12 protein-coding genes are annotated in these 19,199 nt (G+C 61.5%); all 12 read left to right on the plus strand.

The window, feature by feature from the left end; genetic code table 11:
- Positions 1 to 166 precede the first annotated feature (166 nt).
- The 12 genes from ACYQ1Z_RS14175 to ACYQ1Z_RS14230 all read left to right on the plus strand — a co-directional run bounded on the left by ACYQ1Z_RS14175 (position 167) and on the right by ACYQ1Z_RS14230 (position 19,087).
- Entirely contained in the window at positions 167 to 1,462 is a 1,296-nt protein-coding gene (locus tag ACYQ1Z_RS14175) for a hypothetical protein (protein WP_459793170.1), read from the plus strand.
- 92 nt (positions 1,463 to 1,554) lie between these two features.
- On the plus strand, positions 1,555 to 3,489 hold the full coding sequence (locus ACYQ1Z_RS14180; protein WP_459793171.1) for a phage tail tip lysozyme: 1,935 nt from the start codon (positions 1,555 to 1,557) through the stop codon (positions 3,487 to 3,489).
- 48 nt (positions 3,490 to 3,537) lie between these two features.
- A complete protein-coding gene (locus tag ACYQ1Z_RS14185) occupies positions 3,538 to 4,551 on the plus strand; it encodes a hypothetical protein (protein ID WP_459793173.1) in 1,014 nt (337 codons plus the stop codon).
- A complete protein-coding gene (locus ACYQ1Z_RS14190; RefSeq protein ID WP_459793174.1) occupies positions 4,551 to 5,198 on the plus strand; it encodes a hypothetical protein in 648 nt (215 codons plus the stop codon). Before ACYQ1Z_RS14185 ends, ACYQ1Z_RS14190 begins: the two co-directional genes overlap by 1 nt.
- Before the next feature lie 171 nt (positions 5,199 to 5,369).
- A complete protein-coding gene (locus tag ACYQ1Z_RS14195; protein WP_459793176.1) occupies positions 5,370 to 5,864 on the plus strand; it encodes a hypothetical protein in 495 nt (164 codons plus the stop codon).
- Between the two features lie 39 nt (positions 5,865 to 5,903).
- Positions 5,904 to 7,055 carry a hypothetical protein gene (locus tag ACYQ1Z_RS14200; RefSeq protein ID WP_459793177.1) on the plus strand — a complete coding sequence of 384 codons (1,152 nt, stop codon included), beginning with the start codon at positions 5,904 to 5,906 and terminating at the stop codon, positions 7,053 to 7,055.
- Between the two features lie 120 nt (positions 7,056 to 7,175).
- The gene (gene mobL, locus ACYQ1Z_RS14205; RefSeq protein WP_459793178.1) at positions 7,176 to 9,416 is read left to right on the plus strand and encodes a relaxase MobL; all 2,241 of its coding nucleotides are present in this window, start codon (positions 7,176 to 7,178) and stop codon (positions 9,414 to 9,416) included.
- A gap of 168 nt (positions 9,417 to 9,584) precedes the next feature.
- A complete protein-coding gene (locus tag ACYQ1Z_RS14210) occupies positions 9,585 to 10,127 on the plus strand; it encodes a hypothetical protein (protein WP_459793179.1) in 543 nt (180 codons plus the stop codon).
- Positions 10,128 to 10,229: 102 nt separating this feature from the next.
- Complete coding sequence (locus ACYQ1Z_RS14215; protein WP_459793180.1) at positions 10,230 to 10,721, plus strand: hypothetical protein; 492 nt, start codon at positions 10,230 to 10,232, stop codon at positions 10,719 to 10,721.
- A 140-nt stretch (positions 10,722 to 10,861) separates the two neighbouring features.
- Positions 10,862 to 12,628 carry an AAA family ATPase gene (locus ACYQ1Z_RS14220; protein WP_459793181.1) on the plus strand — a complete coding sequence of 589 codons (1,767 nt, stop codon included), beginning with the start codon at positions 10,862 to 10,864 and terminating at the stop codon, positions 12,626 to 12,628.
- Between the two features lie 114 nt (positions 12,629 to 12,742).
- The gene (locus tag ACYQ1Z_RS14225; protein ID WP_459793182.1) at positions 12,743 to 14,884 is read left to right on the plus strand and encodes a hypothetical protein; all 2,142 of its coding nucleotides are present in this window, start codon (positions 12,743 to 12,745) and stop codon (positions 14,882 to 14,884) included.
- A 153-nt stretch (positions 14,885 to 15,037) separates the two neighbouring features.
- Positions 15,038 to 19,087 carry a type IV secretory system conjugative DNA transfer family protein gene (locus ACYQ1Z_RS14230; RefSeq protein WP_459793183.1) on the plus strand — a complete coding sequence of 1,350 codons (4,050 nt, stop codon included), beginning with the start codon at positions 15,038 to 15,040 and terminating at the stop codon, positions 19,085 to 19,087.
- Positions 19,088 to 19,199 lie beyond the last annotated feature (112 nt).

Here is a 19,199-nt window from a genome sequence, read left to right on the forward strand (position 1 = left end):
ATCGGTGAAGGATTGACGGGTCGGCGGCCATAAGACCGCCGGCCCGTTTTTCGTCTCGGTGCCGGGCCTGTGAGCAGCCCCACCACACACACCCACTTGATTTCGGCGCACGGCCCGGCAGCCCGGCCTGTGAGCGCCAGCCCCTCTTACGAAAGGCCCTCATCCCATGGCCATCAAAGACTCAGTAAAGGCACTCGGCAGCCGGTTCAAGCTCGATTCACATCACGCGATTGAACGCTTTGGAGTGTTCTTCGGCGTGATCGTCCTGAGCTTTGTGTTCATCTTCGGCGCGGCGGCCACCTCCGCCTACTCCAACAGCCAGACTGCACTCAGCAGCACGGCGCTGTACACACCAACCTTCCTCACGTCGAAGACCAACATCAGCGGGAGCGTACCGGGCCTCTTCGTCAGTGGGGACCGGACCCGTGCCATGGTCCTCATGCAGTTCAAAGACCCGAGCCAGGTCAGCGTAAGCGCACAGGACTACCAGGCGTTCCTGACCGGTTCGACGATGGACCTGAACCGGGAGAGCTTGAAAACAAAGGTCGAAGGATCCGTGTACGTGTTCGGCTCAACCGGCTACATGGGTGTGATGCTCGACAGCGACCAGCCGTTCACCCCGCAGGTCATCAATCTCACCATGCGCTCGAACTCAGAGCTGGTCTACAAGAAGGACGACACCACCACGTCCAGGGATGACGAGGGGGCAACGGACGCTTCCTTCCGGAAGTACGACCAGTGGCGCGTTTTCTTCAATCCGGGCGGTTCCGAAGCCACCGTCAGCACGGCACTCGACGGCGACAAGATCGACGTGGGGGCAATCTTCAACGAGGTCGTGACCTCTGCCGAGGAACAGAAGATCCGGGATTCCCTCGACGCCCAGCTCGCCTTGATGCAGACGGACTTGAACCGCATCAAGGACGCAACGGCGGAGCTGGAGCGCACAACGGCGGACGGCGGGACGCTGCGCCTGGTACCCCCGGCAGTTCCGAAGCAGATTGCAGGGGATGAGGTCACCGGCAAAGCCCAGGTCGGACAGAGCCCCTCGACGCTGGATCTGAAGACGGACTACGTCATGCCGATGGGTTACGACTTCGACTGGCGCAGCGGCAACGTGAAGGCCGGCTACCTCAAGGGTCTGATACCCGAGGGCTCGAACTACGTGAGCTACCTGGCCGGCCGCTCCAAGGAAACACCGGCGGAGTTCCGGGTCAACGAGCTGACCTGGATGCTGAACGACGGTACGAATCTCAAGCGCGACTACCAAAGCAGCAATATCACGGTGAAGCCCCTGTTCGACATCGTGAACCGTCTCAGCCAGGCCTACCAGGACTACTACAACGACAAGAAGACCTACCAGGTGGACCTGCACACCAAGCTCCTCGACCTTGAGGTGAGCCTGCGCAACGTCGAATCCAACTTCACGGTCAACCAGGGCAAGGACGTCGTCCGGTCCTACTAGGCCGCACGGGCATCGTCCGCACTGAATCACCAGCACCGGTACATACAGAGGGCCGCAGCTGATTCGGCACACATAAGAGAGGGAAGTAGCACATGTCTATTCCGACAGGCGGGGCTGGTGGCCTTGCCAAGGGGGCTGGCTCCAGTGCGTCCAATGCAGGGGTTGCAAAGGCCGGGGCTGCCGCAGCAGGGGCGGCCAAGGGCAATGCAGCAGGGGAGGCAAGCACCGCCGCTGCGGCGGGAAACGACATGGCAAAGAAGGCCGGTATCAACCCCGGGGGCAGCACGGACCGCGCAGCGGCCGATGGCCTGAACAAGCTTCCTGCCGCAGCAACGTCACCGGCAGGTGCGGCAGGTTCGCTCGCAAAGGATGCAGTCGTGGACACGGTCAAAAGAGGCGCCGGCGGCACCTCGGAGGCACGCGAACCAAATGAGCACGACGGGACCGTGGACAAAGCCAGCGGCAGTGGCCTGAGCCGGGCAGCGGCGGCCGGGGCGGCTGTCCCAGCTGCCAGCACTGCCGGGCAGCTGATGTTTGCCATGATGCTGCTCAACTGGCTCAAGAGCATGTTCTTCTCCGCACTGGCCCTGGCGGTGAATCTGCTCAACACGATTATCGCGGTGGCCGTCACGGTCGGAAAGGCGATCTTCGGTGGTGCGATGGCAGCCGGGGCCGCCGTCTCCAGCTTTCTGGGCGGAGCGGTGTCGGCTGCAACCGCCGCGGTCTCTGTCGCTGTCACCGGATCCCTGGTCGCCGGCATCGGGGTGGCCTCGATCGCTGCCGTCGGCATGGGCAACGAGGTCGCACAGCGTGACGGCCGGCTCTTTGACTGCTCGATCGACGTTGTGGCAGCTGTTGACTCTGCGGACAAGGATCCGGTGGATTCCAGCCCCGCGAAGACCCTCGCCAACGCCAAACTTGTCTTTGGTGTGCTGAGCGCCTGGGGCATGTCCGACGAGAACGTGGCAGGCATCCTGGGCAACTGGGACGCGGAGTCCGGAATCGACCCGACAGGCGTGGAAACGGTTACCGGTGAGCCGTTCACCCTGGGCCCGAAGAAGAAGGATGCCGAGTCCAAGAACTTCGACGTGGACCAGGTTGATCCGGCGTATGGCGCGAAGTTCCCCGGTGTGGATCTGCTCGGTATTGGGCTGGGCCAGTGGTCCAATGGCCGCAACACCCTGCTGCGTAACTACGCCGCGGGCGCCGGCCAGCCCTGGTCGACGCTGGAGACCCAGCTGGGGTTCATGATTTCCAAGGACTCCGGCGCCCCGGTGATCAAGCACATGATCTCCACGCCCATCGGTTCGGCCAAGGAAGCGGCTGTGTACTTCCACCACAAGTGGGAGAAGTCGGCCGACAGTTCGATGGACAAGCGCGAGGCAGCCGCCAACAAATGGTTCGCGCAGATGGGCGCCTGGGAAAAGAACCAGTCGCTGGCTGACTCGATCCTCGCCCAGTCCGGTTCGACTCTGGGCGATGCCAACAACAACCGCGTGAGCACCGCCCAGGCGAACTGCAAGACGGACAACAAGATGCGCACGGCCGGCCTGAAAGAAGGTGGTCTGACGCTCGAAGAGGCCCAGGATTTCATGGAGACGTACAAGTCCGAGGGTGAGGCTGTCCTGGCCGAGGCCTTCGGCGGCGGCGGCCCCGGTGACTGCGGTTATGGAAAGGCCGATAACTGTGTCGGGTTCTCCTCGTACTTCCTGTGGAAGTTCACCTCCTTCAAGGAGTACGCCCGGGGCAACGGCATCGACACCGCGGCTTCACTGGCGAAGATGACCGACAAAGAGACCAGCCACACCCCGACCCCGTACTCAGTGTTCTCGATGCAGACCGACCAGCCCGAGGGACACACCGGCGTCATCCTGGGCATCCAGGGTGATCAGGTGATCATCGGCGAGGCGAGCTGCGGCACCAATCATGCAGGCACGAGAGCATATGCCCGTCCGATCAGCGAAGTGCAGGACTGGGTGTTCACGGACGTATCTGATCTGTTGACCGATGAAGCAATGTCATCGTGAAAAGTGACCATACTTCCCGGCCTACGAGTAAAAACGAAGAGGAACAGCATGGTTGAGAAGAACGGAACCCCCGGCAGTGAGCCGGTGGTGCGGCGGGTGAAGCCCGCTGATACCGGGGCCGCCGAGAAGCCTGCATCGCGGGTCTTGGCAGCAAAACCGAAGGCGGTACCGCGCACAAAGGTCACTCCTGAAGAGCTCGAAGCCAGGTTCACAGCAGCCCTCGCCAGCCGTAAGGCGCAGAAAGCCGGCAAGACGCCGCGGGACATGGGCAAAGTGGCCCGCATCGTACTCGCCTCCGCCCTGGGTGTCGGCATCGTCGGCTTCAGCCTGGGCATCAACAATGCCGGCGAACAACACACTGTGGCGGTCAAGGCCAACGAGGACAAGGAAGCGGCCATCACAGGGGCGCTGGAGGAACTGACCCCGGCCAACGGCAAAAACACCAGGCAGGAGCTGGTGGATGGTCTCGCAGCTGCGCAGAAGCGCAGCGATGAGCTCGCGGCCGCGCAGCAGCAGTTCGCCTCGATCGCCTACGCAGGCAATGACGATCCCGGTTCCAACGACGGACGGCCGAAGCCGGCTGTACTCAAGTCGCTCGATCATCGCAAGGCGATCACCCCGTTCTTTGACCCGGGGTCCCTGATCCTCAGCGATGACCAGGCGTACACCTTCCGGACCGAGGACCTTCTCGGACCCGGTCGGATTGATCCGCGCCAGCCATGGTTCACCAGATACGAGCCAGTGACTGACAATTCGAGCGGTACCGACAGCCAGACGGCCGCCGGCACAGCCCGGAAGGCCATGGATCCTGCCGGATACACCTGGAGAACGGCGTCGGTCACCCTGTCCGGCACCCCCGGGGTCATGAGTGTGGTCTGGACAAACAGCGACACCACCACCGGTGATCTTCTGGCATGGGCCACCGCGCGGTATTCGGTGAAAACCAACACCTTCCGGGGCCTGAGTGTGGGAACGACCACGCGGGGCGACAGCTTCGGGCTGAAGGTTGGCAGTACCAGCCCTGGGACCGGATCAGGCACGGCCACAGGAGGGAATGCGTAATGCGCACCTTTTTCTATCGCAACGCACTGCTCATCCTCCTGGCAGGAGTCTTTATCATCGCGGGCGTCTCGTACTTCGTCGTGACCGGTTCCCAGCAGGAACAGGTGGCAGCACAGGACAAGCAGATCACCGAGCTCGACCAGCAGATGCAGGCACGCCTGAAAAGCGCCAGGGACGAACAGCAGGCCGTGGTGGACGCCGCCTTGGGCACGAGCGCCCAGAGGATCAACAGCGACACCGCGGTAATCCGGGACTTCGTCAAGACGGTGGCAACCTGGCGGACGGGGGAGGAGTACGCCGCGGCCCGCGAGTCGGTGATCCGCAAGTACAAGCTGAAGGAGGACTCACAGTTCCTGAAGACGTACTTCCAGGAACCGGTGTTCAACACCGACTCTTCCGGGAACCGGATCTACTACGTGGACACCCAAGGCCTGAACTCTTCGCTCACCTCGATGGAGGTGGTCCCGCTCGGTGTTTCGGGCACCGAGTACCGGTACATGGTCCTGGCCGACCTCGGTTCCTCATCGAATGACGGCAAAGCCAGCGCCGACAAGACCTCGGTGATCTACCTGACCATCGACGGGGAGGGTGCCATGACCAACGTCTCGGGATTCGCCTCCGTGTCAGGGGAGCGGATGTCGCGCTAGGTTCCGACACCGCGCCGGCCATCGGAACACCGCCAATAAGCAGCCGCATCCTGTTCAAACGGGGTGCGGTTACTTTGTTCTTACGGTATGGTTATGCACATAAACCAGTAGATTACGTGCAGAACGCTCCCGCACAAATTATCGTTTTGCCCTTCCGAAAGGATTGCACTCATGAGCCGCACGACCGGTAAGACTGGAACCGTCCCGGACAGGACCCTCGCACTTGCCTCATCGGCCGCACCCTCTACGTTCGGTGACCGGATCTACCTCAGGTTCGGAAAGCTCGGAACGACGGTGATTCATCGCCTTGTATCGGCGGCTCTACTGGGTTTGGTGCTCTTCGCGGACTACCTGATTGTGCTGTTCACGGCCGTCAACGTGCTGCCCAACATTGCAGTGCTGATCCAGCACGGCACTGGGGTGACGCTGGAGGCCCGAATGGACGCCGTCATCGCAGGCTGGCTGATTCCGGTGCTGTTCATTGCCGCGGCGGTACTCGTCGCGGAGATCTTCCTGATGCGTAAGCTCTGGCGCTCCGCCACTGATGTGAGCCGTCGTCTGCGGCGGTCGCTGTTCCGCCTGGCCGACGTTCAGAAGCAGGCGTCACCGGCCGCCGGCAACACGAAGCTGAGGACCCGTGAGCCCAAGGCCGCAGCGGCCTCCTAAACCCAACAAGTCAGCGACAACAGACAAGGAAGTACGGCCATGAAGGTTGCAGGGATCAAGATGACAGACCCGTGGGCATCGCGGATACTGCGCAGCAGGGGAGTCCGGACCGAAAGGGTTGCCAGTGCCCCCGTGGAGACCGTGGTGCAGATGGAACAGGTTTCCTTTGAACACCACGGGCCCGAGCGGAACTACCGCCCGCTGCTGCACCTCACCGGTGAGCTGCGCTCAATCCTGCCCAATGAGTCGCTGCCCTTTGGCATTGAGGAGGTGACATTCCGTTCCGGCCTGGGTCCGATCGTGGATGCCTTCTACGAGTTCGACGATGCCCAGCTCACCGAGCTGGTCAGCAAGGGTTACTTCACCGAAGGGTTCGAGCCTCCGGCCAACATGGCAGGAATCCCCTGGGAGCTTCCGACCACCATCGACGCGCTGATCCTGGCACCGGATCACGAGGACGACGCTCCGGTGGTGTTCGTGACCATCCATGGACAGACCGAACTGGCCCTGGATGTAGCGAATAGCGGCTACGACCTGGCGGAGTACTTCGAGAACAGGCTCACTCCCGAAGCCGAGGAGGAGCGGGCCCTGAGCCGTCCACAGCAGGGCGTGCCCACCAGGTCCGGGGAGATCAATGACCTCCTGGCAGTTGACGAGTTCATCCTTCCCCATGCTGTCCTGGCCAAGGGCGGCGCCCAGCGGTTCCAGGGCCTGGCAAAACAGTCAGGAGAATTCCCGGTAGTACGCGCCAGCATCTTCGAGGAACTGATGGCCGAGTTTGAGGAACAGCGCAATGCCGAAGCGGCGGCCCTTGCGGCCCGTCCCGTCGAGTACGATCCGGACACCGTCGAGGGCGTTTACCACCACCGCATCGCTCCGGGCGTGACCAAGGCACTCACCATGCCCAGCGAGGACGCGGTTGCCTTCGACGCGCCGGAGGGTTTCGTCCAGGTCGCAGACGCCGTGGAAGCAGAGCTGAAGGCTCCTGAAAAGGACGAGGGCCTGCTGGATTTGAACCTGGAGGAACCGGACGAGGAACTGGATGTGCTTCCCGTTGCCATCACCCCCGAGACCGACACCGGAACCAGCACTACCGAACAGCGCACCCGGCGCGTGCAGCGGACGCTGGGGCACGAGAAGGCATTGGAACTGGACCACGGCAAGGTGGATGACGGACCCGAACTGGGTTAGCCCGGCAGGGACAGATGTTCCGCCCGGATGGAGAGGCTGTGTTTGCCCAGGCAGCACAGCCTCTTCATTTTCCCGAAGCAACACAGCAGCACGGGGCTGATCCCCCGGGAAGAGCACGCCATGAACCTGAAGCAGTCGATCGTTGTCGTCAACGAATACACGGTGAAGTCACGGACGTCGGGTAAGGCCAGCCGGGGCGGCACACCTGGGGACTATGTCACCCGCTATATGGCCCGGGAGCTGGCCACCGAGCCGCTGGCGCCCATCAGGCGACAGCGCACCGACGACTTCATCCTGCGCTACATGGCACGCGAGAACGCCACTGAGGCAGCCGACAGCAAGCCGGAGGTGAAGGCCCGGATGAAACGGTCCCAGGGCGCCGGCGGGGTTGCCTTCGGATACGGACAGGTCAGCCTCTCCGATGACCAACTCAAGGCCGCCAGCAGCGACATCCAGGACTGGTTCGACAAGGGCCATACCGTCATGAAAACGGTCTTGAGCTTTGACCAGGAGTATCTGCGCAGGCACAAGATCATCCCGGAAGACTTCGTGTGCGCAAAGAAGGGTGACTACCGCGGCCACCTGGACCAAATGAAGCTGCGGATGGCCGTGATGCGCGGCTTGGAGCGGATGGAAAAGTCCTTCTATGACGACCTGCGCTACGTCGGAGTCATTCAGGTCGACACCGAGCACGTCCACTGCCACCTGGCCATGGTTGACGCCGGAAAGGGCGTGGTGACCGATGACGGCACTCAACGCGGCAAGATCCATGCCCCGGCCAAGAGCCTGCTGCGGCGCAGCATGGACGCCTGGCTGGACGAAAAACAGACCGTCAGGCACATGAGTTCGGCTGTGGGCTACGAACGCCGCAACGTGGCCACGTTCGTCAAGCGCTGGGCGCACCAGCAGATGTTGCGCGAATCGCTGCCGCAGTTTCTGATCGCGTGCCTGCCCGAGGACCGGCGACTCTGGCGCTCCAGCACTAACCACGAGTCGATGAAGAAGCCGAACAGGATCGTCCGCCAGCTGGTCGAAGAAGTCCTGGCCCGGCCCGAGTCCCCGCTGCCCCATGCAATGGGGCAGGTCCACGAGTATGTCAACCACCGCCGTAAGGCTGAGGGTCTCAGCGAGCCCCAATGGCGTCGGCTGATCGAGAACGGCCGGGAGAAGATCATCGAACGCGGCGTCAACGGGGTCTACGGTCTGCTGAGGTCACTGCCAGATGATGCCCTGCGCGTCCGTACTCCAATGCTGGACGCCATGGGTCTGGACTACGAGGAACTGGCCGCACGGGCAGGTGAGAACTCCAAACAGGGGCAACAGGACGACCTGCTCGGCTTCGGATTCAGGCTGCGTAGTTATTCCTCCCGGTTGGAGCACCACCGGGAGGAGCGCACCGCCTATCACGAGAACGCCAGGATCTGGGAAAAGGCTGATGACGCGGGCATTGCCTCCGTGTCGTCACGGGTGTTGTACGACTTCTACCTGGAGGAGGAGGAGTACCACGCCCGGTGTGCGGCCAAGTACCAGAAGTTCCTGGCCTTCGCCTCGCCGGCGGAGGACTGGTACCAGCAGTGGGAGAAAGTCGCGGAATACGGGGAACGCCTTCTGTCACTGGAATCCATGCGCAGGGATGCTTCGTTGCGCAAGATGCGGGATGGCAACGAGGCCGAGAAACTGGGGCGGGACATATACGGTCAGCCCGGCGCCCATCTGCTCACCCTCAAAGGCACCGCAGGCACAGCCGTGCTCGATGACCGGATCGCAAGGATGCGGGCAAACTACACCAGCCGGGTGGACGAGCTGCGCACCGAGCTCGCCGCCCATGGCCTGCAACTAAAGATCATCGCGGACCCCGAGGGCAAAGTCCCGGACACGGCTGAGATTTCCCCGGGCGCCGAGTACGACTTCGAGGATGTCAAAGGTCTGGATCTGCATCACATGCGGTACGACTTCTCCTCGGATGTGCAGGTGGGCCGGCGTGCCCGTTCCCAATTCGTGCAATGGGCCAAGTCCCGCCGGGACCATCGGGACAGGGCTGCGGAGTACCTGCGGGCGACCGGCCAGACGGAGGCCATCGAGAACCTGCCGATGGCCGACATCGACGCCATGAACGCCCTGGCCAGCAGGCTGGAACGGGACCCTCGAGCGGTGCTGCTATCTGAAGTGGCTGCGATCTCCCGGGAACGAGAGCTGCTGCGGCGCTCCCGCACAGTTCGGCTCGGGTCGGACTTGGTGAAGCAGGTGGAGTCTCAAGTGGACCAGATCATTATTTCCGGGGTGCCGGAGGTCCACCGGCAGGAAAGCCAGCTACTTGCACTCTACCCGGGGCAGTCACGTATAAATGACGGTTTAGAGTGAATTTTCTACTTGTTTTCGAGTGTTCCCAGCTTGGTACTGGTGCATTCACACATGTGTGTACTACTCTGTGAATGTCCCGTCCAAAAAGCTTCATTCTTTGCGGACACGGACAGCCATCGACGGCACCGGGCGACCAGACGCGCGGATCGAATTCTAAGGAGACATATCGTGGCAAATCTCAAGGGTCCGGGTTCAATGAAGGCGGTCAACCTGATCGCAGTAACCTTCCCCAACAGCGTCACCAAGGACGGGAAGTCTCGTTACCTGGATGTCCAGATCAACGCCCAGGATCAGCGTGGTCCCGCCCAGACAAACCTCCACCTGGTCACAGAACGGGTGAAGGACAAGGAAGGCAAGGACCGCATCAACAACGGCGCTCCTTACTCGACCGCCCAGTTCGACGCCATCAAGGAAGCAGCCGGCAGCAACGTCGTCACGCTCCCCAACGGCGCGGAAGTCTACGCGGTGAAGGCGGACCTCATGCCGTCCAGCCGCAAGTCGGGCCTGGTACTCAACACCAAGACGATCGAGCCATCCGAATTCGCTATCGACGCAAAAGTGCTGGACACCCAGTTCGCGTCGGTGAAGTCCGCAAAGGAAGCAGCCAAGGAAGCAAAGGCCACCGAAGCCCCGCAGGCGGCCGAAGCGCAGGCGGAGGCTCCTCAAGCTGTCGCCGCCGAGGCAAAGGTTGATGAGCCGGCCCTCGCCTAACCGTCAACAACACCGGAAGCCCGTGCTGGGAGTCATTTCTCAGCGCGGGCTTTCGTGCTTTCAGAACCAGAACATCCACAACAGAGCAGGGAGACACCGGCCATGGAGGCTAACGAACAGAACAACGGTCAAAAAAAGCGCGGCTTTTCCTCACAGGCGGGCCTGGGTTCCTTTATTGGGGCCCGGAGAGCACCGGCGAGGATCGTTCCGAGGAAGTCCCTCGACGTCGGAGTGCCAGCCCCGATCCAGAGCGTTCCCCCGGAGATCCTCAATCCCGGCGGACAGGATCAGCACGGGGACGGCCCCGGCGTGACCGAGGTTGCGGCCAAGGGCTTTGGTAGAGGCGTAGCCGCCGGGGTCCAGGGGCAGGCATTGGACCAAGCGGGACGGGGTTTCGAAGCAGTTCTCGATGGCCCGCTGCCGGGGGTGGCAGGACCTGTTGTTGACGCCCTTGACATCGTCCAGAAGAAGACACCCGCCGTGCCCGGACGGCCCAAGGTGGTCATGAATCCTGCGCACGTTGCGTCCCTGGCTGCCCTCGATGCCCGCTCAGAAGAGGGGCTTTCCGGATCCGGTCGCGACTACGGCCGCTGATCTATCTGCGTCAGTCCACGGGCGGCTGCTCAACGAAATTGGAGCAGCCGCCCTGGCGACTTTGAGCATAACCGTATTACTGCGAGTATGCTGATAATCAAGCATATTCTAGTTTTTATAACCGAGACTAAGCAGGTGCCATGATCGACAACGATACGCTCACGACCCAGTACACGATCCTGATGGCGTACTCACACCGCTTGAAGGCGGCAGAACGGCCCATCGTGGGCCGTGACCAGGAGATTTCCCAGCTCATGGCGTCGATGAGCCGCCCTGAGCTGTGCAACGCGCTGCTGCTGGCACCAGCCGGCGCGGGTAAGTCGGCCCTGGTGCAGGCCACCATGTCCACTGACACTCATCGGGTGTACCGGGAGGTCGATGTGGCCAGCATGGTGTCTGGACTGACCAACCTGGAAGAGCTGGCCGGCCTTCTCAAGCGCTTCTTCGACGAGGCCGAGCGCTACGCGCAGAACGAGGATCAGGAACTGGTCCTCTTCATGGATGAGTTCCACCAAGTTGTTCAGCTGTCACCGGCTGCCGTGGAGGCCCTGAAGCCAATTCTGGCTGCCTCCGGCGCGCGGGGCATCAGGATTATTGCCGCTACGACGTACGACGAGTTCAAAACCCACATTGCGCCCAACCAGCCTTTGGTGGAGCGTCTCCAACGCATCAACCTCACGCCGACCGATAAGGCGACGACGATCAAAATTCTGCGCGGCATGGCTGAACGGTACGGAGTAGCCGAACAGTTTTACGATGACCACCTTTTTGAGCAGATTTACGACTACACGGAGCGGTTTGTTCCGGCCTCCTCCCAGCCTCGCAAGTCGATTCTGGTCCTGGATTCAATGGTGGGCTGGCACCGGCACACCATGCGCCCAATGGACCGCTCGCTGCTGGCCGATGTGCTTCTGGAGTCGATCAATGTCAACGTCGCCTTCCGGGTAGACGCGGTCAACATCAAGGCACAGCTGGATTCCAAGGTCTTCAGCCAGCAGTACGCCACCAGCGCGGTGGCACGCAGGCTCCAGCTGTGCGTGGCGGACCTCCATGACAAGACCAAGCCGATGGCGTCATTCCTGTTCACAGGTTCCACCGGTGTCGGCAAGTCCGAGCTGAGCAAACAGCTTGGCCGCCTGTTGTTCGGCGATGACCACCGCCGTCTGATCCGCTTCGACATGACTGAGTACGCCGCGGATTCATCCCTGGCAGCATTCAAGTCCGAACTTTCATCCCGGGTGTGGCAGCTCGGTCACGCGGTGATCCTGTTCGACGAGGTCGAGAAGGCAGCCCCGACCGTGATCAGGCTGCTGTTGCAAGTCCTTGACGACGGCCGTCTCACCGACGACAACAGCCGCGAGGTTTCCTTCCTGAACACCTACATCATTCTGACCACCAACGCCGGCGCGGAGATCTACAAGACCATCGCGCAGTACGAGGAGGATGACACCGGATCAGGCGAGAAGCTCAAGGACTACACGAAGCAGATCCGCCGTTCGATCACCAGCACCCAGGGCGAGAACCGGTTCCCGCCCGAACTGCTGGGGCGTATCGACGCCATTGTGCCGTTCCAGCCGCTTTCCCGTGAGACTCAGCGCGCGATTGTGTTGAGCAAGATGCGCCAGCTGGCCAAAGAGGTTCTCACCAAGCACAGCGTGAAGGTCCAGATCGACGACAAGGTGCTCCAGTACCTCATCGACGACAAGGGGGACACCGAGTCTGATGCCGGCGGCGCGCGTGCGGCGATCGGCAAGCTGACCGACGAGGTTTTCACCGAGGTTGCCGCGTTCATCAATGCGCATCCCGGGGAGCGGTCAATCCGCGTCGACGTCCGGGGTGACCTGGTTAGTGACAACAAGCAAATACTCAAAACCGATGCCAATATTGAAGTGACAGCCTATCGGTGATGCGTTAGTCTGATAAACGAGCCGAAACGTAGTCCTTTGGACCGAGTCGGGCCACATATTATTCACATAGCCGGTCCAGCGGACTACCAGCCAAAAAAGAGGGAAGGGACGACCATGTTGCTTAGGAAGAAAACCCGGGACGCGGAGGCCGGCGGGACCGAGCCTGAAGGCGGCGGCGTTGCCGTCGCAACCAAGAAGCGCAAGCCACAGGAGCTGCTGTCGAGCGTCGTAAAGGAGTCCACCGTCGGGGCAGCCGTTGCCCTGCTGCGGGAGAACGAGCGCTTTGCCCTTCCCAGCGGAAAGTCCTGGGTAGTGCTCGCGCTGCCGGTGAAAAACATCGGCGGCCTAAGCATGAAGCAGAAGAATGACGAGGCCAAGGGCTCGCTCATCGAACTGATCACGGCCGACGAGATTGCCACCGTCGCCACCGCCGACATGCTGGAGTCGGAGATCTTCGGGATCATTCCCTCCGCGAAGACACTCGGCCGCATGGACGAGTTCAGCCTCCTCAAGAACGCTGAGTACCTGTGGGTGGTTCTGACCCAGAACGCTGCCGGAGCGCTTCTGGCCGACCCAGTGGCGCAGGCATCCTATGCCCAGGCCGTTGCTGTTTCGGAAGGTCATTCGACCCTGGAGCAGATCCTTCCCGATGTCTGGAACTGGGGCGGGGGCAAGATGGGAGAAGCCGCTGCTTCCACGGACAACACCCCCACGGCCGCCGTCGCCGCCGTCCCCGACGGCATCCCCACGGATGAGCCGTTGGTCGGTGACAGCCCGGACTTTCCCGAAGACGACAGCCCGTTCGGGGACGCTTCCATTGGTGACGACGAGCCCATCGACTACAACGAGCTGGCCGGTTCCGACGAGGTCCCGGACATTGCGCCGGATCTCAGTGAGTACGAGCATGAATTCGCCGACTCCGGGGACGAAGCAGACCAAGCGGCTGACAAGCAGGATTACCGCGACGACCGGGTGATCGACGAGGCGGAGGTCCGTTCCTCGATCGCCCGCCGGTTCCTCAGCTCCGACCTTGACCTTGAAGTTGATTTTGAGACTTTTGAGACCAACTTCAATACGGGATCGCCGATCGTTTCCTTCCCCCTCGAAGAGGACGCCTCCGACTGGCTGGGCCGCCAGATCAACCAGCTGGCACGCCAGGCCAACACTGAGCTGGAGCAGCTGCACGTAGACAACCAGAACGCGCTGCGTGAGCTGTACGTCTCCCTGATGTCCCAGCACATCGAACGGGTCATCGTTGATGTCTCCCCGGACCGTGAGGGTTCCTATTACCACCGGCTGATGAAGGCAGCCAAGGACGATCTGGCCGAACGGCAGAGGTCGACTCCTGAAGAAGTTTCCGCGCTGCGCCGCGAACTGAACGAGCGGTACGAGAACGAGGCTCAGGCACGCGGCCGCCAGGCCGCGGAGCAGGCCATTCTGCGCTACAAGGAGCAGAACCGTCCCCGCCACGAGCGTGAACTGGCCGAGATTGGATTGACGGCTGAGCGAGCTTCGGAGGAGTTCTTCGACGGCGCCCAGCAGATCATCCTGGATACGCGCCGTAAGGACGCGCAGGCACGCCTGGACTTGGGCAAGACCAAGATCCTGGACGTGCTCATGGAGCGCCAGCAGGAGCACCGTGAGGCTGAAGAGGAACTGCTGCGCACCTGGAGCGCCCAGATGATGACCTTCCTCGACGAGAACCGCAAGGGCGACCTCGCCCGCAGCGAGGCTCTGGCTGAGCAGCTTTCCCGCGAGAACCAGGTCGAGGCGCTCAGGGCCGAACACGCGGCCCGGGTGCAGGAACTCAAGGCCGAGCAGGAAGCCCGGGTCCGGGAGCTCAACGCCGAGATGCAGAAGTTCCGCGAGGATGCCGTGGCCGAGCTCAATGCGCGGGAGTCGACCTGGAACCACTCGCTGTCCCTGGAACAGCAGAAGGTCATTGCAGCCGACAACCGCGCCTCGGATCTGCTCAAGCAGTTCGAGACGCTTGGGCCGGCCATCGAAGAGCAATACAAGAACGAGATCCGCACCCTTCGCACAGACAAGGAATCGTATTCCCTGGAGTTGGAGCGGGCATCAAAGATCCAGTCGCGGGCTAACAAGATCATGGTCGTCCTGATCGTTGTTCTGGCTCTCGCGGCTCTCGCGGTCGGCTTCATTATCGGCGCTGTGGTGAGTGGCTCGCAGGCTGCGCCGGCAGCGGCGGCCGCGGGTGTGTGGCACGGCGGCGAGGGATTCTTCCCGACGCTGTAGATCCGCACAGGCAACGAGGCGGGGCATGGTGTGGTTTCTCCTATTGGAGGACCGCCATGCCCCGCTTTGTTCGTGTAGACTCGCAATAAGATACGCTGATAAACCAGCATAAATTGCATATTTGCATATAGCGTCTAAGCAAGGAGAGCCCGAATGGCCGGAAAGAGCAGCAACAGGCGGGCGTCCCGTCCGGATGCGACCAACTGGGAGAAGGTCTCGGCGAAAGACCACCGCGAGACGCTGGCAAACCGCGACGTTTATGAGGACCAGCAGCTTGACCGGTCGAAGATCAATCCGATGCTGTCCGCGACCAGCCGCACCTGGGTGTCGGTTATCGCCGGCGTGGTCGTGTTTGCCCTGGCCTGGTGCCTGTTCACCGTGGGGGTTTTGCTGTTCAGCAGTTTCGGTGGAGCCCTCAGCGGCATTGGTTCAGGGGGTGACTCCAAGTCCGAGGCACCCAAATACGTCGAATCCGTGATTCTGACGCCGGCTGAGGCGCGGAAGCTGGGGGTTGATAACCCCGGTAGGGGCACCCTGGAGTGTGTCTTCGCCCTGGACCAGTCCGGCCAGATGCTCGACAAGATCTGCCATAAGTCCAAAGACGAGATTCCCGTCCCGCAGTGGTACGTCGACCAGGTGGGTGACGCCGAAGCAGTCGGACAGAAACCGGCTGTTGCGGCTTTCCAGGCAGGCCTGCTGACAGTTTCTCTCTGGAAGGTGCTGTTTTCCCTGGCACTGGGTGGCATGACCGTAGGGCTGCTCTATCCATATCTGATGCGCAATCTCCAGGCCCAGAACCTGATGAACGACACGACCGACATCAACCAATACGCCAACGACCAGCACATCGCGCTTCCCGAGGAGATCCAGCGGAAGTTCGACTGGTTTCCGGACGTGGGGGCCCACAGCAGCGTCCAGCCCAGCTCGATGATCAGCCACATGATGCTGACCAACAAGGGCCTGAAGAAGGTCGCGGTGTCCCAACGGGCCCAGCAGGACATCGTCGACGCAGACGGCGACATCGAATACCTCAAAGGCGAGATCCTGCGCGACAACGACGACCGTGCGCTCACGACGATGGAGCCGATCATCGACGAGGAGTTCGGCGCAGCGCTCTTTGATGCCTCCGGCCTTCCGCAGGACAAGGGTCTGCGGAAGTTCTATGACGTCTCCAAGATTCCGTACAACCCCGGCAACAAGAACCTGGACAAGCTCAAGGGCTTCGACACTGTCGGTGACCTGATCAATAAGGACTGGGACTTCCCTGAGTACGAGGTCCAGCGCCCCGGAGGGGCGTACATCGTCGATACCGCGCCGGTGAACACCATGGTGCTGGCCATCACCCGTGCCGGTAAGGGACAGACCTATATCGAGCCCATGCTCGATATGTGGATGCGCGAAAAGCGTCCCAACAACGTGGTGATCAACGATCCCAAGGGTGAACTGCTGGTCAAGAACTACGTCAAGGCCACCATGCGGGGCTTCCAGGTCGTTCAGTTCAACCTGATCAACGCCATGAAGACGGACATCTACAACCCGCTCGGAATGGCCGCCGACGCTGCCCGCGAAGGTGACGCGACCAAATGCGCGATCTACGTCGAGAACATCGCCGACGTGTTCTTTCCGACTGACGGCGGTGAGGACCCGGTCTGGCCCAATGCGGCGAACAACGCCTTCAAGCGCGCCGCGTACGGTCTGATCGACTTCTACCTTGAGGAGGAGCGCGAGCTGCGCGCCATGGCAGCCAGGACAGGCATGGACCCGCAACAGCTTGAGGTCAAGCTCGATGAGATGTGGGGCAAGGTCACCCTGTACAACTGCTACCAGTTGTTCGTGCAGCTGACCTCGAAGAAGATGAAGAACCCGGAGAAGGAGCTGGAAGCACGCTTCAAGGCCGGGGAGTTCGATGGGCTGGAGAACGGCCAGGAGATCTACAATGCCGAGTTCGAGATTGCTCGGCGCAAAGCGGCGCTCTGGGAGGACAAGCCGGAGACCGACATGCTGACGCTGTACTTCTCGGCCACCGAGGCGATGCCGATGAACACCATGCGGACCCTGATCGCCAACGCGAACAATGCGCTGAAGGCCATGGCCGGCGCCGAGAAGATGCTCGCCAGCGTCTACGGCATCGCGATCACGGCGATGAGCTTCTTCACCGATCCCACGATCTCGACGCTTACCTCCGGGACGCCCAGCCAAAACACGGACCTGGGAGGCCTGAGCTTTCCGCGGCGCATGGGAGTGCGGTTCGGCATGAACTACCTCAAGCGCGACCACCTGATCGGCTCTCAGGCCAAGTGGGACGCCTACAACGACCCCATGTTCACCGAGTCCCTGGGCAAGGACTTCGAGCACGAGGACATCGTGTCCCGTGAAGGCTGGGCCCGGTACTTCTTCCCCGGCAAATTCCCCACGGACAATGCCTACCTGCGGCTGCGCCTGGTGAACCCGCAGACACAAATGCTGATCCGCACCATGTACTTCCACTTCAGGAAGGACTACCAGTCCTCGCTGAATGGCCGCTACTACATCACCGACCCGGTGACGGGGAAGAAGATCGTCAAGAACGGCATCCTGCTGGAACTCCTGCCCGTGAAGGATGAGAGCGGCACGGTCATCCGGTACGAACCCGGGCACACGACCTACCCCCAGATGCGGCTGGACAGCGTCACCACATCGAGCCCTGAAAAGGTCATGGGGAAGGCCCAGGCGATCATCTCCACGATGGTCCGGTATTCGGAATCACCGAAGATGGTTTTCCTGGTGACCCCTCCGCACCTGATGAAGTACGCCAAGCTGATCCTGATCCTGGTCAAGCAGCTGGTGGACCTGAACTTCGACAAGTCGTATATGACCAAGTCCAACCAGAAGCCTCTCTATAAGACGCGCTTCATGCTCGACGAGCTGGGCAACCTCCAGTCCGAGGGCCACGGCATTTCGGGCTTCGAAACTATGCTCTCAATCGGCCTGGGGCAGGAACAGCAGTTCACACTGATCCTTCAGACTCTCCAGCAGCTGCGCGACGTGTACGGGGAGTCCGTGGACAAGATCGTGCAGGGCAATACCTCGAACATCGTGTTCCTGAAGTCCACGGATGACTCGATGCTGGACACGTTGCAGAAGATGTCCGGCACCAGGCACCGCGCTTACACGGACTCCAAGACAGTCACCAAGGACATGGAACGGCTGCTCATGCAGACCGAAGGCAAGGTTTCCTACACCATGAGCGTGAAGGAGGAGCCGGTCATCAGCTACAACGACATGGCCTTCATTTCCGAACGCAACAGCATCGTCTTCCGCGCCGGCGACTCTCCGGTCTGGAACCGCAACGAGACGATCCTGCCGATGTCCTGGCGCCTGTTCAAGGACACGATCGAGCACGCCGGCCACAATTACACGCTGCAAACCATCCCGACGCTCTCCTCGGCGCTGGACTTCGACGTCCGGCTGAACCAGCCGGACTTCACGAAGATGCTCGCCAAGCGGATGGCCCAGGCGGAGCGCGCAGCCGAAGCAAAGGAGCTGTACCAAACCGCGTACGGGTACACCGAGTACGACATCTCGCGCCTGGACCCCGACGTTTACTCCGACGAAGTCATGGGCCTTATCGAGTCGATGGCGTGGGAGGAACTGGGCATAGATCCTGAAAATATGGAGGAATTCGACGCCGATGCCTATGAATCGTCATTCATGATCGACGACGATGAATACGAACCAAACACCGAGGTCATTGAAGCGACGGCCCAACGGATGGAAGCGATGGACCAGATGCGCCAGAAGATCTATGCAGGCAGCTCCATCAGCAAAGACATGCTGATAAAACCGGACGGCAGGGCGTTGCAGAACACTTTGGACGCGGAGATCGTCGCAGCCTACAAGGCGGCACGCCCGCATCTGGAGAAGGACACCGAGCACTTCTCCGTCGGCGCTGACGGCTCGCTGCGCAGCCGCGACGGCAGCGTTACCTACATCTCAAAGCTGGACGAGTCCGAGGCGCTGCGCGAGGCGCAGAAGGCCTCGCGGGACGAAGGCTCCCGGGTCTTCGCGGAGGATGACCTTGATGTCGATTTCGCGGCAATGAACACATTCCATGTTCACGGAGCCTTCTACGAATTCCTGGGTTCGCTCGATACCTGGCTGGGGCTGGCGCGCGGTGAATTCGACCGTGAAATGAGCGTACAGATGAGGGTTCGGGACGTGTAGCAGATACACAACTGCCGGAGCGGCGCTATCCGCTCATAAACCAACATAAAAAGGCCACCAGTAGATCTCTCTACTGGTGGCCTTTTTGGTACCTCAGTGCAATAATTGGGAA

Source organism: Arthrobacter sp. AD-310, assembly GCF_054656615.1.